The sequence below is a fragment of the Zobellia barbeyronii genome (assembly GCF_018603515.1).
GTDB classification, from domain to species: domain Bacteria; phylum Bacteroidota; class Bacteroidia; order Flavobacteriales; family Flavobacteriaceae; genus Zobellia; species Zobellia barbeyronii.
In genome coordinates this window covers 441038-456855 of record NZ_JACATN010000004.1, presented here as the reverse complement: position 1 = coordinate 456855, position 15818 = coordinate 441038, and the positions used below count along the sequence as shown (strand labels likewise).

Sequence of the window (15818 nt, the reverse complement as noted above, 5' to 3'; positions counted from 1 at the left end):
TTTTTTAGTAATATTGACGCCCATTTAGCCACGACCTACTTTATTTGCTGTGAATTGAATCTTTGTTCAAAGGACAGTTATGAAATTGAAAAAGAAAAAAGCTTGCTTAGCCCATAGTTTAAGAACACAGGGAAAAGGTATTCTAATATTATTTTTGTTTTTGTGTGTTGGCTTTGCTGCTAATGCACAAACAATCTCTATTACTCGTGCGCCTGGAGCTTCTCCTGAGGGGGGAGCTGGCACCTCGTTTACACTTACGAGAACCGCTCCGCTGTTAAGTGTCGGTAATGTGGTTACAATAGCATTCTCTGGATCGGCAGTTAATGGTGTTGATTTTACTGACGCTGCAACTGGTAATGCTATTGAAACTTCCTACACATTAAACAGTGTAAATAGGGTAATTACGGTCGTTATTGATGTTACTGATGATGAGTTGGTTGAGGTTGATGAAGCTTTTAATATTAGCATTACTAATATTACAAATGGAGGAACAGTAGTGGCTGGGGCGGGAGAAGTTGATTATACTATAGCCGATAATGACATAGGTATATTTACATTAAGTAGAACACCTGCAACCCTTGCAGAAGATGGTGCTCCAAATGCAAGGTATACGCTTACTCTTGATAAGGTAAATGCTACTGGAGCGGCTGTAACCGTTCCATATAATTTTAACGCTATAGGTGCAAATCTGGGTACAGCAACTTATGGCACCGATTATACAGCCCCTGGTCCTGCAAGTGGTTCATTTGTTTTTCCTAATGGAGGGAATGCGACCCAGACAATAGTTGTAAATCCTACCCCTGACACGACCCCAGAGTCCGATGAAACGATTATCCTAACATTGGGCAACCCAAGCGATAATGCCAAGTTTTCTTATACACAAAGGGCTGTCCCCCAACGAACGGTAACGATTATAGATAATGATTGTGCTGCTGGCGATGCTGCTCCAGTATTAAATGCTACTACAGCAGCTTTTTGTGATGAATTTACTATAGGATTAGATAGCTATTACGATGGGGCTAGACCTACAGGTGCATTCTTAATATGGACTACCAACAATACAGATTTACTACTTCAGTCAGATTGGACTTCTAGAATAGATGATAGCCCTGTAAGTGAACCAGGAACTTACTATGCTTTTTTCTGGGATGAACCTAACAATTGTGCTAGTGAAAACTTTGCAACTTTAACTATAACACAAAGTATTTCGCCATCTGCTGGCGCTATAACTGCACCCGCTAACCCGTTGTGTAATAATGCAGATCCCAATTTAGGCGCAAATAGTTTAGACCTTGATACAATAATTTCAGGTCAAACGGCAGGTGCTTGGACGGTTGGAACAGTTCCTGGTGGAACTACACCAACCATAGGTGCGGGTAATGTTGTCACTTTTGAAGGTCAAGCGGTTGGGGATTATGTTTTTACCTATACTACCACAGGGGCGGTTAATCCCTGTATTGATGATTCCAAGTCGGTCACTATTAAAGTTGAAGACTGTGATAATTGTGCAGCCAAAGTACCTCCTACTTTAGATACAACAGTAACGCGTAATTTTTGTGATGACATTACAACTTCATTAAATGATTATATTGTGGGTGATGCCCCAGCCGGTACCGTGTTAAGATGGGCGTTGAACTTAGATAATCTTATAGGAAGCCCTGTTACTAACAATCGGATTAATGATCCTTTACCAGGGACTTATTATGCATTTTACTATGATACAGTGGAGAAATGTGAGGGGCCTACATTAACATTAACATTGGTTCAAAATTCAACACCTGAAATTCTTGGGACTCCATCTGGAGATAGTAGATGTGGACCAGGTGTTGTAGTTCTTACTGCTTCCGCAAGTCTTGAAGCAACAATTAATTGGTATGATCGGGAAACAGGCGGAGCTCCAGTGGGAACAGGGCTAAGTTTTACGGTGAATAATTTAATAAGCACAACATCTTATTATGTAGAGGCAGAAGCTAATACCTGTAAGTCTCCACGTATCAAAGTAGATGCGGTTATTTTACCACCGGTAAATACAGGTGCTCCGGAAAATGCGTCGTCATGTAATGATGCTGCATTTGGAACTACGACACTAGATTTAGATACCACTTTTGCTACAACAGCAAGTGCAGGTACATGGGCTTGGTCTTCAGGACCTGCCAATGTTACTCCTAATGGTGAAAATGTGGTAGATTTTCAAGGCTTGGCAAACGGTACATATGTTTTTGCTTATACAACCACAGGTGCTGTAGCTCCTTGTGAAAACGATGTAGCTGAGGTTAGTATTTCTGTTAGTAGTTGTGATACCGATGATGATGGTGATGGATTGTTTGGCGGATTAGAATCTAGCCTTGGTACTGATCCTAATAATGCGGATTCTGATGGTGATGGAGTAGATGATGGTGTTGAAGTTGGTGATGATACTGCCAATCCTTTGGATACTGACGGAGACGGAATAATTGACGCTTTAGAGTCCAATGTTTTGGATACGGATAGTGATGGCGTTATGGATCAATTGGATCCTGGTAACAGAAATGCATGTATACCGGATAACTCAAATGGACTTTGTGATACCGATGAAGATGGTATTACTGACGGGCAAGAAGAAGCAGATGGTACTAATCCATTAGATGCTTGCGACCCTGACGTCAATAATGCAAATTGTGACCCGACACCTATAGACCTAGAAGTTGTAAAGACGGTTGACAAGGAAGAAGCTGTTGCGGGAGATGAGGTGGTTTTTACACTAACAGTGAATAATTTATCTGATCGTGTTGCTCGAAACGTTACGGTAGGAGAGATGCTGGAAACAGGTTTTGAATATAAATCACACAGCGCTGCAGATGGTAGCTATGATTTAGCTGCCGGCGAATGGACAATTGCTGAGATTCCGGCAAACGGTACAACTACTTTAACTATCACTGTTGATGTGTTGGATGGTGGTCCGTACACCAACGTAGCTGAACTTTTACAATCGTTCCCAGTAGATAGTAATCCCGCAAATGATAGTTCTGAAATAACTTTAAACATTGATCTTCCAGAAGGTATTGATTTAGTTTTAGAGAAATTTGCGCGCATTGTTAAAGAAGGAGATACATTAAGTATCCGACAACCATATGAAAACTCAGATAGAGTTAACCCGTTAGTAGGTCAAGAAGTAATTTTTACAATTAGGGTAACGAATAATTCTAATGAAGATGCTATTTCTAATGTCCAAGTACGAGATACTATTTCTACAAGAGGAGATAGTGGCTTTGTTTATATAAGCAGCACAGCAGATAAAGGGGAGTACTCATCTGAGACCGGAATCTGGGTCATACCGGAATTGATTAGAAATGAAGTTGCTATTCTTGAAATAAGAGTAGGACTTCCAATAGAGGGTACTTTTGAGAATAGTGCTGAAATTATACGGTCCTCTCCGGTTGATAGTGAAGACAAATATGCTAATAATACAGACACGGCTATCGTAAATGTTTCAGCAAGGACCGAAGCTGAATTAGGAATTATTTACAATCAGTTCTCTCCAAATAATGATGGGACTAATGATGTGCTCAAAATAAATAAGCAATTTGGGGCCACTACGGTAGATTTGGTTTATGATATCAAAATTTTCAATAGATACGGAAAACTAATTGTTGAAGGTGATCAGATGACCGATGAAGTTATTTGGGATGGAATGTGGGAGGGTAAAGAATCACCTGACGGCACTTATTTTTATATCCTGAATGTAATGCTACAAGAAGAAGTAGAAGGTTTCGATACCAATACCACTAAAAAAGGCTGGATTCAGCTCATAAGATAAATAGGATAATGCAGTATAGAACACTAAAATCCTTTTACGGTTACATCTGCTTTGCTATAGGTGTATTGTTCATTTCGGCAAACAGTTTTGCTCAAAAGGAACCTCAGTATACGCAGTATATGTATAACATAGGTAGCTTTAACCCTGGCTATGTGGGTTCGGTTCAGAACCCTGAAATAGCCGCGAGTTATAGAGCACAATGGGTCGATATTGAAGGTACACCCAGAACCATTCGTTTGGGGACTAATGTACCTTTCGCTAATGAAAAAACGGGACTTGGTCTTAACATCATAAGCGATCAATTGGGGCCATCTACTCAGACTTATGTAGAAGTAGCTTATTCGTACCAGTTTAACGTTTCGGATAAAGCAAAACTTTCTTTTGGTATGGATGCAGGAGGTTCTTTCTTGAATGTAGACTTTTCAAAAGGTACGTTCGAAAACCCGGGAGAACCAATTTTAGGGCGTGAAACTATTTCAAAATTCTACCCTACAATAGGAGCAGGTTTCTTTTTGTATGAAGATGATATATGGTATCTAGGAGCTTCTATACCTAACTTCTTAACGGATGGTATATATAATGATGATGTAGCCACGATTATAGAAGATAAAATGCAGTTCAACTTTATAGGGGGTTACGTCTTTGATGTTTCCGAAATGTTGAAATTCAAACCTGCGTTTTTATTAAACTATATTAACGGAGCACCTTTAAATACCAATCTTAGTGCTAACTTTATGTATAATGATAAGTTTACCATGGGAGCATCTTACCGGGTGGGAAGTGCAGTTAGTGGCCTTGTAGGGTTTCAGATAACCAACGGTAGTTATATTGGGTATTCGTACGATTACAACACGAGCCCATTAGGTGAGTTCAGTAGTGGTTCACATGAAATAATTCTTAAGTTTTATTTAGGTAGAGGAGATGGTTCTGGCGGAAGTAGCAAGAGCTTGAAAGGGAAGCCAAAACAAATTGATACGCCTAGATTTTTCTAATATTAGACTATGAAATTCAGAATCTTCATATTATTTTTTGCATTGGCCGTAGGGTTTTCTTATGGACAAGAAGTGACATCTAAGGCCGATAATTATTTTTATAGTTATGCCTATGATGATGCTATTATTGAGTATAACAAACAAATGCAACAAGGTAAGTTCATTACTAACAATCAGCTTTTGAACTTAGCCGATTCCTATTTTCAAACGGGAGAGTACAATAAGGCCTCGAAATTATATCTTGACATTAACAAGAATGATACTATAATGTCTGCACATCGCTTTAATAAGATGTTACAGAGTTTGGCTAAAATTTCCGAGCAAGAAAGAGTTAAGGCATTTTTAAAATCTAAGAGCAATTCACTTGAGAGTGAATTGGTACAAAATGCGGAATTTAACTACCTATTGTTTGATAAAAAAGAAACGGAATCCGCTGGATTTTTTATTTTCACCTTAACTGGTAATAGCGAGTTTTCTGATTTCTCTCCTGCATTTCATGATGATAAACTATTGTTTAGTAGTGGGCGAAAAAACAAGTCAAAACGTATTTATGGTCCTTCCGGGGAATCGTATTTAGATATTTACGAAGCAGATATTGAAAAAGGTGGTAACATAGGAAACGTAAGTGTTTATAAAGGGGTACCTGATTCTCCTTTTCATAAATCTACACCTTTCTATTCCAGTACAACGGGAGGTACCTATTATGTGTTGTCTAATGCCAAGGGTAAGAACCTAGCTTTTGATGAAAAAGGAAAGAATGCATTGGCTATTGGTATGGCGTATGAAGGAGGTCTTTTTAGATTTTTATTGAAAGATTTGAGCACTTCTTTTTATTATCCGTTCTACGATGATGAAAATGAAAGATTATATTTCGCAGCTAATTTTGAAGATAGTTATGGCGGAACTGACCTGTATTATGTAGTGACCAACAATGGTCAGGTAATGTCAGAACCTATTAATATGGGGCCAAGAATCAATACACCAGGGAATGAGATAGCGCCTTTTGTTTACGATAATAGTCTCTTCTTTTCATCTGATGTTTTCTATGGTGTTGGAGGTATGGATGTATATCGTAGTAATATACAGCCAGATAATACTTTTAGTATTCCTGTAAACTTAGGCGAAGGGATAAACTCAAAATACGACGAATTTGGTTTTGTCATACGCCCAGGAGAGGGTCATGAGCTAATGGGTTATTTTTCGTCTAATAGACCAGGTGGTAAAGGTAATGATGATATCTATGGTTTTAAAGTTGCTGCCAAACCAGGTCCACGTACTCTTATCTTCAAAGGTAAAGTTGTGAAGCCTCAATATGATGAACCTATTGCCGGAGTTGAAGTAAAAGTTCTTGATAATAATGGAGGTCTTCTTAGTCAAATGTTTACCAAGGAAGACGGTACATATCAAGTGGAAATACCTTATACGGATATAGTTTCTATGGAGATGATCAAAGATGGGTATTCGACTTTTAGAGAAACATACAATCCTAAAGAATTAGAGGAGTTGCAGAAAGCACCATTACAGGTGCAATTGGCTTCCCTAAGTGATATTGTAAAAGAGAAAGAAGGGAAAAAGGTATTGAATAATGTTAACAATTTCTTTTTTGAAACAGGTAAGAGTAACGTTAATATAGCAATGACCGCAGAGTTGGATAAGGTTGTAGATGCTATTAAAAAATTCCCTGAACTTAGAATTTCAATAGAGACCCACACAGATAGTAAAGGTGGAAGTAGTTCTAACAAACGAATATCCGAAAAACGATCTCAGGCTATTAAAGCTTATCTATTGTCAAATGGTGTGTCAAGTGAGAACATAACTAAGGCAGTTGGTTACGGAGAGGAAAAAATTATCAATAACTGTACTAATGGGGTGTATTGCTTAGATTTTCTTCACAAGCAAAATCTTAGAACACTTTTTGTAATTGATAATTATGATGCTATTAGTCAATAACCTAAGTATTGGTTTTTTGAGGTTTTTTTATTCAAAGATGACTATCCAAAAATAGTAGATAGAAAATAACGATAGGAATAGTATACCTAAATACGTCAGTATTTGTAGCGGTTTTTTTGGTCTGTCTGCAATAGGTATTTCTTCGCTCATTACATTTTTTAGGTTCATATACCCTACGATAGGTGCAACTACAAAAGAAACAAAAGTAGCTAGTGCTACTAATTGCCCCATATTAGATTTAAAAACGCTTACCACTGTAAAGTTTATACAGGCTAAAAGAAGTACACCTACAGCGAAAATTTGTTTGTTTCCCGATAGTTTTAAGTCCGAAAACAAAAGGCCCGTAATATCTATACTAACTCTAGCCAGCGCATCATGTGCGGTCATACAAGTACTGAACATCGTGGCAAAAGCAGCAATAGCTATAAGAATGTAGGCCCATGGACCTATATGGGTTGTAAACAATTGCACAATCTGATCAGCAAAGGTTACGGCATTTCCGCTTAATGCAGTGTTCGTACCATATAGTGTCATGCAGCCAATGGTTAGAAAGAATAACGCTAATAGGGAAGTCGTAAAATAACCAACTTTAAATTCTTGTAAAGATTCACGGAGAGAAGGCTTGGGTTGTGTCTTCCATTTTTCAACGCTCCATAAGCTCACCCAGCTAGAAGCTTCAACAGTTGTAGGCATCCATCCCATTAAACTAATGAGAAAAAGAATTCCCATGTTGTTAAAAATTTGGGGTGGCGTAAAATTGGGAACTTTATCTACTGGTCCTTTAAATATAACTACCACAGTTGTAATAAGAAGGGCTAAGAATAATACGGTAACAACAAATTTTAAAGAGACTTCCATAAATTTGTATTTACCAATAATCAATAAGAGACTTATAAAAGCGAAAAGAGCCAGAGAAATATAGTTGATGTAAACTTCCGGTATCTGAAAAAGATTAATGAATAGCCCAGCCGTTACAGTGTACAAGGCCGCTAAGATGGTAAAAATAGTTACAAGGGTAATTAGTCCGTAGAACCACAGATAACCTTTACCGCGATTAAGATAGCCTTCTATGAGGGTCTTTCCAGTTACGTTGGTATATCTCACGCCAAACTCAAAAAATGGATACTTAAAAATGTTAGCTAAAATAATAGGTATAGCCATTAACCAACCATATTGTGCCCCTGCTTTTGTAGAAAGCACCAAGTGAGATGTACCTATTGCCATACTGGCGAACAATAGACCTGGTCCAAGATTTTTTAAAAGGATTTTTAGTTTTGACACGTAAGACAAATTAAGGAAGCCAAAATAAGTCTTTTAAATGGAAAAGAGATGCTATTTTATTTCAACCCGCTCACCAAAAAACTTGGGTTGAATGTTGAGTACCAAGTCAATGAAAACTTTTACTCTTGCTAAATATTCGCGTAAATGTACTTTAAGACCTTGGGTGCCTATTATGCTCTTAGCATTATAACCAATAGCGTTTAAGCCCTTTTTTTCAGCTAGATAGATAGCCCTCTGATTATGGAATTCTTGAGAAATTACAGTAACATTATTTAGTCCAAAAACTTCTTTGGCCCGCACCATGGAGTCTAAGGTTCTAAAACCAGCAAAATCTAAAAAGATTTTTTCAGATGGAATGCCTTTGGATATTAAGTCCTTTTTAAAAGTATTGGGTTCGTTATAATAACGTGTGCCATTGTCACCACTAACCAATACAAAGTCTATTTTCTTAGATTTGTAAAGTTCTATGGTAGCATTAATACGATAAGTATAGTAAGGGTTTGGAAGTCCTCCAATTAATTTTTTTGAAGTTCCAAGTACCAAGCCCACTCTATTTTTAGGGATTTCATTTGGATCTGAAAAGGTTTTGCCTTTTGCAGATGAGCTTATGATGAAATCACACAATAGAATAAAAAGAAAAAGGGCAAGCACAAGGACTCCACCAATCTTATAGTACCTTTTTCTCATATAATTTTTAAGTAAGCTATAAATATAGGTAAAAGAAAGTCTATGAGTATCTTCTATTAGATAAGCTCGTTCAACTCTTTTTCTAGCTTTTGAATTTCTGAATTGATGGTAAGATGGCTGTTGCTTGGAATTAGCTCCAGTTTTGTGGCCATTTGATTGGCTTCAAATAAGATATTGCTTAATCTAATATTGAAATTGCGAGCTTTCTCATATTTTCTCCCGTCTGAGTTACCATAATAAGAGGATTGAAACTTTTGTTTTAATAAGTAAAGTTTCTCCACTAATTTATCTGTAGAATTAGTGGGTTTTGATTTTTTAACTTGATTTGGTGTTTCTGTAGAATTTGAAGCCATATTGCTTTAATTAAGGGCGAGGTCCCATTTTTGGGAGCTTCTCGTGGTTAATTTTTTGCTTTGGTATACAAACAAGAACGGTTTAAAATATAAAATACACTGATTTTTTCGATAAAATGTAAGAAATTTCTGGTCACCCTGTCTTTTGTTAAGTATGCAATATGGTTAATAAAGTAAAAAAAGAGCCCCCTTTAGCGTTTGCGCCAAAGAGGGCATTTAGAAAACTAGGTTTGTTGGAATTAAAGTGTTTTTTCAATATTTTTCAAACTGAAAAATAATAAGAATATCGCTTATTCCCTTATTTGGCCTTCGCCAAAAATATAATACTTATTGGTGACCAGTTCATTGAGGCCCAACGGACCTCGGTGGTGCAATTTATCTGTGCTGATTGCCAATTCTGCTCCAACACCCATTTGACCGCCATCAGTAAAGCGGGTGGATGCATTTTGATATACGGCTGCGCAGTCTACTTGCTCCATAAACAATTTTGCCGTCTCTTTGTTTTTGGTCATGATGGTGGCAGAATGTCCCCCTGAATGTTCATTGATGGTTTCAATGGCCTCTTCGGTTTTGCTTACGGTACCAATGCAGCACTTCAAAGCGAGAAATTCTTCTTTCCAAACCGAGGCTGCTGGAATTAGAGGCTCGTCCTGAAGAACTCTTTTCGCTTCTTCATCAACCAAAAGGCTTACTCCATTAGCTTTCAGCATATTTGCGAGATCTACCATTTTTTGATGATAATCATCAAGGTCTATATGAATAAGGATTTTGTCTAAAGCGTTGCATGCGGATATTTTTGTAGTCTTTGCATTTAGAATGACTTTTAGGCTCATTTCCCAATTTGACTGTTTATCGACGTATAAAAAATTATTTCCTCTGCCACTAACTAGTACAGCGCATTTGGCATGCTCTTTTACGAAAGCTATTAGTCGTTCGCCACCTCTGGGGACTATTAAATCTAATTTCTGACCAGGATTTTTTAAGAACGCTTGGGTTTCTTGACGGTTCATATTCAACAATTGAATGTAATCTGTTGAAAGTCCATTTTCTTTAAGGGCACGGTGCCAAAAATCGACAAGGGCCGTGTTGCTATGCAGTGCTTCTTTTCCTCCTTTTAAAAGGATTTTATTATTAGCCTTAAAGGCTAGTACGGCAGCCTCAACGGTAACATCAGGGCGGGACTCATAAATAATCATAATAGTCCCGAAAGGAGCTGTTTTGTTTAATACTTTTAAGCCGTTCGGTAAATCTTCGTTAGAAATTTCTTTACCCACTGGATCTTCTTGGGAGTGTACTTTTTTCACAGCCCCAATCATTTCTTCAATTTTCTTGTCGTCTACGATTAATCGTTCATAGAGGGCATGATCATCTTTGTTGAAAAGGTCTAAATCCTTTTTATTGGCTTCCAGTAGTTCTGTGCGGTTGTCGTCCAGAATACGGGCCATAGATTCTAGTACCTTGTTCTTTATGTCAGTTGTAATTAACTTCATTTATACTTCTTGTTTTTCTAGGGCTACTCGGGTACCCACATTTTTTCCGTCTATAATATCTATTATCGTACGGTCTTTTTTGCCATTAGCAATATAAGTTAGTATGCTGTTGGCCGCTGCTTGTTGAGCATAATCTAGTTTAGAGCCCATGCCTCCTCTACCTTCGCCGGCTTGTTTATTGTTATCTTGAATGTACTTATCAAGGTTTTCTTCAGGGTTTACGTGTTCCACAAGATCACTGGTCTTAGAATTCGGATTTCCTGTATAAAGGCCATCAATATCCGTTAGAATTATAAGCTTGTCCGCATTCATTAACTGCGCGATTAGGCTAGCCAACTCATCATTGTCCGAAAACATGGACATGGTGACCGAAACGGCATCATCTTCATTAGCAATTGGAACGACACCTTCGGCAAGTAATCCTTCACAACATTTGATCATGTTTTCACGATGCACACCAGGACTAAAATCACGTTTAGTGGGTAGTACCTGAGCACATTTTAAGCCGTAATCATGAAAAATATTATAATACAAACGCATCATTCGCGGTTGTCCAATAGCAGAATACACCTGCCTTCTTTGCGTGTCATTTTCAATAGTAGAGTTACCCAAAACCTCTTTACCGGCAATTACTGAACCAGAGGATACTAAAATAGTTTGAATGCCGCGCTCGTAAAGTTCTGCAATCTGTTCTACCAGTCTGCGCAATACCGGACGTACAATTCGGTTGTCTTTATTGGTCATCACGTTAGTGCCAACCTTTATTACAATTAGTTCTTTATGCATTCTGCTCTTCTTTACCAAGTTCAACTGCACGGTCAAAGGCAGCAAAAGCTGCTTCTTTAATCAGTTCGCTTACATTATTGTCATCCATAGAATCTAGAGCAGCTTGTGTAGTACCGCCTTTACTAGCTACGCGGTCCATCCAAGAGTTGGGGCTCAGGTTATTTTGATTGAAAAGTTCAATAGCACCTGTAAAAGTTTCGCTTACCAGAACGCTAGATACCTTTTTAGAGAAGCCCATTTGCAGGGCAGCCTCCATCATGCTTTGCATAAAATAAAACACATAAGCAGGACCACTACCCGAAATACCAGTAGAGGCATCTATAAAGTTTTCGTCTCGTACTCTAATAGATTTTCCAGTGGTGTCCAATAAACTTTCTACAGTCAATAATTCAATTCTTGAAACCTCACTAGATGCTGTGTAAGAAGTAAGTCCCTTACCGATTTTTGCAGGCAAGTTAGGCATGGCACGAACAATTTTACTCAGGCCAGACTGTTCTTTCATAGTCTCTATGGTAATACCCGCCATGATTGAAATTAAGATTTGCTCAGGATTTACTAAAGATTTAATAGTCTCAAACACCTTAGCAGAATGGTAGGGTTTTACTGCAATAAAAATAATATCAGCTTGTGGAACACATTCTTCCAGTTTGTCAAATGTATCAAAATGTGCTATTTCATTCAGTTCTTTCAGTTTCTCTTCGGAACTGTCTAATACCATAATGTTCTTTTTCTTGAGCAATTTTGATTTAGACATGCCTTCTGCATAGGTTAATCCCATATTTCCGGCTCCGATTACTAATACTTTCATGAATTTATTTTTAAAGGGTTACTTATGAATTTCTAAAGTAAAGTCTTGTGGTTTGTTTTAGACAAAGAGTTGACAATCATCATAGTTCTTTATTTTTCCGTAATAGGTCTTACGGTATTTCTGTAGGGTATTGACAGGTAACCCTAAAAAGTAGCGCCTAATGGAGGTTACCCTTGTGGTTAGCGGTCCCATTTTAGAGCTATAGTGCTTTTCTGTTGTTGTATTTCTTTTGATATATAATAACCTCATAAAATTTATTTAGAGGGTAACATACTCTAAAACATAGCTATCACAAGAATATGATGTTAAGGTTTTGTTATTGTAGTCTTTTAGGGATACTATCTTACTTAATGTGTAGGTCATTTTAACATGTATGTAGTTGTTTTATAGAGGAATACTATTAAAAAAAATAATAGGTAGTATAATGAATACGGGAATTTCGTGAAAAATATAAAATTCTAGAGTGGTAGTTTCTTGTAAGATAAAATCTTACAAAATTTAAGATTGTTGCTGAATAAGCTGTCCTCAAATTTATATTTCATGAAACAATTGGTGAGATGTATCTTGTTAAGATGGTAAGAGGAAATGCTTAGATAGAAGTTAATTGGATAAAATTATTTAAAAACAAAAAACCCTTGAAAATCAGAAGATTAACAAGGGTTTAAGTACTCGAGACGGGACTTGAACCCGTACGGACTAATGTCCATTGGATTTTAAGTCCAACGTGTCTACCAATTCCACCACTCGAGCCGCTATTGGTAAAGTCTTTAACAAAAAAACGCCTTTAAGTAGCGTTTATAATGTTGAGCGTAAAAGTGCTCTTTGAGCGAAAAACGGGATTCGAACCCGCGACCTCCACCTTGGCAAGGTGGCGCTCTACCAGCTGAGCTATTTTCGCATATTGTAATAAGGTAATGAACGTGACATCTTTCACAGATGCGGATGCAAATTTAATACAATTCTCTAAAACTCAAAGAATATTTATATGAAATCTTGAAAATAAAAAAACAGCGCTTTTTGTTGCTCAAAAATTATGAGGTTGCCTTCTTGTTTTTAGTCAATAATCGCTTTATTTCATTCAATTTCATAAGCGCTTCAACGGGTGTTAAGGTGTTGATATCTAGATAGGTGATTTCTTCTTTTATCTGCAAGAGCAACGGGTCGTCTAGATTAAAGAAGCTCAGTTGCATCTCATCTTGGGCGCTTTGTAATTTGTCTGTAAGCTCTTCACTTGAGTGAGACTTTTCAAGTTTTTTGAGAATTTTATTCGCTTTGTGGATTACTTGGGAGGGCATTCCCGCCATTTTTGCCACATGAATACCAAAACTATGTTCGCTTCCACCTTCGGTTAATTTTCGAAGAAAAAGTACATTGTCTTTCAATTCCTTTACCGAAACATTATAGTTTTTAATACGGTCAAAGGTATTGCACATCTCATTAAGCTCATGGTAATGCGTAGCAAAAAGCGTCTTTGCACGAGCTAGATGCTCATGAAGATACTCGCTAATAGCCCATGCAATAGAAATACCATCATAAGTACTGGTTCCTCTTCCAATCTCATCTAGCAGTACCAAACTGCGTTCAGAGAGGTTGTTCAAAATAGATGCCGTCTCGTTCATTTCTACCATAAAGGTAGATTCGCCCATAGAAATATTATCACTTGCGCCAACACGGGTAAAAATTTTGTCTACATAGCCTATTTCAGCAGCTTCTGCAGGTACAAAAGAACCCATTTGAGCCAGAAGTACAATTAGAGCTGTTTGCCTAAGTATGGCAGATTTACCACTCATGTTAGGTCCGGTAATCATTATAATTTGTTGCTCGTCTCGGTTTAGAATTACATCATTGGCAATGTAGGCCTCGCCCAATGGTAACTGCTTTTCTATAACAGGATGTCTACCGTTTTTGATATTAATTTCGGTAGAGTCGTTTATTGTTGGTTTTGAATAGTTGTTCTCTTTTGCAAGTTGAGCAAAACCACAAAGACAATCTAGCTGAGCTATCTGCTGAGCATTGTTTTGGACTGGAGCAATATACTCTTGCGCCCAAACTACCAATTGAGAAAACAGTTGTTGCTCAAGATTAAGAATACGTTCTTCTGCCCCTAAAATTTTGGCTTCATATTCTTTAAGTTCCTCTGTAATGTAGCGTTCTGCGTTAACTAAGGTTTGCTTACGAATCCATTCTTCGGGCACTTTGTCTTTATGCGTATTGCGGACTTCAATGTAATAACCAAAAACATTGTTAGAAGCTATTTTAAGAGAAGTAATGCCTGTACGCTCAGTTTCGCGAGTCAGCATTTTGTCTAAATAGTCTTTACCTGAAAAAGCCAATCCGCGAAGTTCGTCTAGTTCATCGGAGTAGCCATCTGCAATAGTTTTGCCTTTTGGAATATGAACTGGAGCCTCCTCATTAATCATTTCCTTGATCTTACTGCGTAACATGTCACAAGCATGCAATTGATCAGATATCAGTTGTAAAGACTCATCTTTACTTTGTGCAGTGAGTTGTTTTATAGGAATAATGGCTTCCAGTGAATTTTTGAGCTGTACAATCTCTTTTGGATTCACTTTTCCAGTTGCCACTTTGGATATAAGACGTTCCAAATCGCCCATTTGTTTAATACGTTGCTGAATTTTTAACAAAGTATCATCATGTTCGCGCAAATAGGAAACTACCTGATGACGCCGGCTTATTTTTTCGGTGTTTTTTAATGGAAGTGCCAACCATCGCTTAAGCATACGCCCGCCCATAGGAGATAAGGTCTTATCTATGATGCTTAAAAGTGTTACGGCATTTTGGTTATTAGAATGGTAAAGTTCTAAGTTTCTGATGGTAAAACGGTCCATCCAGATGTGTTCCTCTTCGGCAATACGTTTTAGGCTGTTAATGTGTTGCAGCTGTCTGTGCTGTGTTTCCGATAGGTAATGCAAAACCACACCAGATGCAATAACGCCATGACTTAGATGGTCAACGCCAAAACCTTTTAGGGTGCTGGTCTTAAAATGGTTGGTAAGGGTTTCTAGGGCATAATCGTTTTGAAAAACCCAATCCTCCATATAAAAGGTATGGAACTGCTTTCCGAAAACATCTAGAAATTCTTTTTTATGTTTTTTTGAAACCAAAACTTCGTTGGGAGCAAAGTTTTGAAGGAGTTTATCAATTTGTTCTTCGGTACCTTCAGAAGTGAGAAACTCACCTGTAGAGATATCTACGAACGAAACACCAAGCAATTTTCTTCCAAAATGAACGGCACAAAGAAAGTTATTGGTTTTGGCATTTAGAATATCGTCGTTCATAGCAACGCCAGGAGTAACCAGTTCCGTAACACCACGTTTTACGATGGTTTTCGTCATTTTTGGGTCCTCCAACTGGTCGCAAATAGCAACCCGCTCCCCAGCTTTTACCAATTTGGGTAGATAGGTATTGACTGAATGGTGAGGAAAACCCGCCAATTCAGTGCGCTCGCCGCCATTATTACGGTGGGTGAGTATAATCCCTAAAATTTTTGAAGCTCTTACGGCATCTTCCCCAAAAGTTTCATAAAAATCGCCTACACGAAACAATAATAAAGCATCAGGATACTTGGTCTTGATGGTATTGTACTGTTTCATTAAAGGCGTTACCTTTTTTGTTTTTTCTGGTTTTCCCAAAGCGATAAGAATAGTTTAATTT

At 37.7% G+C, this 15818-nt stretch carries 11 protein-coding genes and 2 tRNA genes; 3 read left to right on the top strand and 10 right to left on the bottom strand.

What is annotated here, in order from left to right; genetic code table 11:
- Positions 1-79 precede the first annotated feature (79 nt).
- From HW347_RS14485 to HW347_RS14475, 3 genes are read left to right on the top strand one after another with little or no spacing between them, the layout of a single operon-like run.
- Positions 80-3796: a T9SS type B sorting domain-containing protein gene (locus HW347_RS14485; protein WP_214612496.1), complete on the top strand. Its 3717-nt coding sequence runs from the start codon at positions 80-82 to the stop codon at positions 3794-3796.
- A gap of 8 nt (positions 3797-3804) precedes the next feature.
- Complete coding sequence (locus HW347_RS14480) at positions 3805-4788, top strand: PorP/SprF family type IX secretion system membrane protein (RefSeq protein ID WP_214612495.1); 984 nt, start codon at positions 3805-3807, stop codon at positions 4786-4788.
- A 9-nt stretch (positions 4789-4797) separates the two neighbouring features.
- Positions 4798-6738: an OmpA family protein gene (locus HW347_RS14475; protein WP_214612494.1), complete on the top strand. Its 1941-nt coding sequence runs from the start codon at positions 4798-4800 to the stop codon at positions 6736-6738.
- Positions 6739-6765: 27 nt separating this feature from the next.
- Here the strand turns inward: HW347_RS14475 and HW347_RS14470 are convergent, their stop codons facing one another.
- The 10 genes from HW347_RS14470 to mutS all read right to left on the bottom strand — a co-directional run bounded on the left by HW347_RS14470 (position 6766) and on the right by mutS (position 15757).
- Positions 6766-8019: an NRAMP family divalent metal transporter gene (locus HW347_RS14470; RefSeq protein ID WP_214612493.1), complete on the bottom strand. Its 1254-nt coding sequence runs from the start codon at positions 8017-8019 to the stop codon at positions 6766-6768.
- A gap of 51 nt (positions 8020-8070) precedes the next feature.
- Positions 8071-8706, bottom strand: a complete 636-nt coding sequence (locus HW347_RS14465; RefSeq protein ID WP_214612492.1) for a SanA/YdcF family protein — start codon at positions 8704-8706, stop codon at positions 8071-8073.
- A 56-nt stretch (positions 8707-8762) separates the two neighbouring features.
- Positions 8763-9059 carry a hypothetical protein gene (locus tag HW347_RS14460; protein WP_214612491.1) on the bottom strand — a complete coding sequence of 99 codons (297 nt, stop codon included), beginning with the start codon at positions 9057-9059 and terminating at the stop codon, positions 8763-8765.
- 290 nt (positions 9060-9349) lie between these two features.
- A complete protein-coding gene (locus HW347_RS14455) occupies positions 9350-10549 on the bottom strand; it encodes a glutamate-5-semialdehyde dehydrogenase (RefSeq protein WP_214612490.1) in 1200 nt (399 codons plus the stop codon).
- Complete coding sequence (gene proB, locus HW347_RS14450) at positions 10550-11335, bottom strand: glutamate 5-kinase (protein WP_214612489.1); 786 nt, start codon at positions 11333-11335, stop codon at positions 10550-10552.
- Positions 11328-12143: a pyrroline-5-carboxylate reductase gene (gene proC, locus HW347_RS14445; RefSeq protein WP_214612488.1), complete on the bottom strand. Its 816-nt coding sequence runs from the start codon at positions 12141-12143 to the stop codon at positions 11328-11330. Before proC ends, proB begins: the two co-directional genes overlap by 8 nt.
- Positions 12144-12200: 57 nt before the next feature.
- On the bottom strand, positions 12201-12392 hold the full coding sequence (locus HW347_RS14440) for a hypothetical protein (protein ID WP_214612487.1): 192 nt from the start codon (positions 12390-12392) through the stop codon (positions 12201-12203).
- Between the two features lie 417 nt (positions 12393-12809).
- Positions 12810-12893: transfer RNA gene (locus HW347_RS14435), tRNA-Leu, on the bottom strand.
- A 75-nt stretch (positions 12894-12968) separates the two neighbouring features.
- Positions 12969-13041: transfer RNA gene (locus HW347_RS14430), tRNA-Gly, on the bottom strand.
- 133 nt (positions 13042-13174) lie between these two features.
- Positions 13175-15757, bottom strand: a complete 2583-nt coding sequence (gene mutS / locus HW347_RS14425) for a DNA mismatch repair protein MutS (RefSeq protein ID WP_214612486.1) — start codon at positions 15755-15757, stop codon at positions 13175-13177.
- Between the last annotated feature and the right edge of the window lie 61 nt (positions 15758-15818).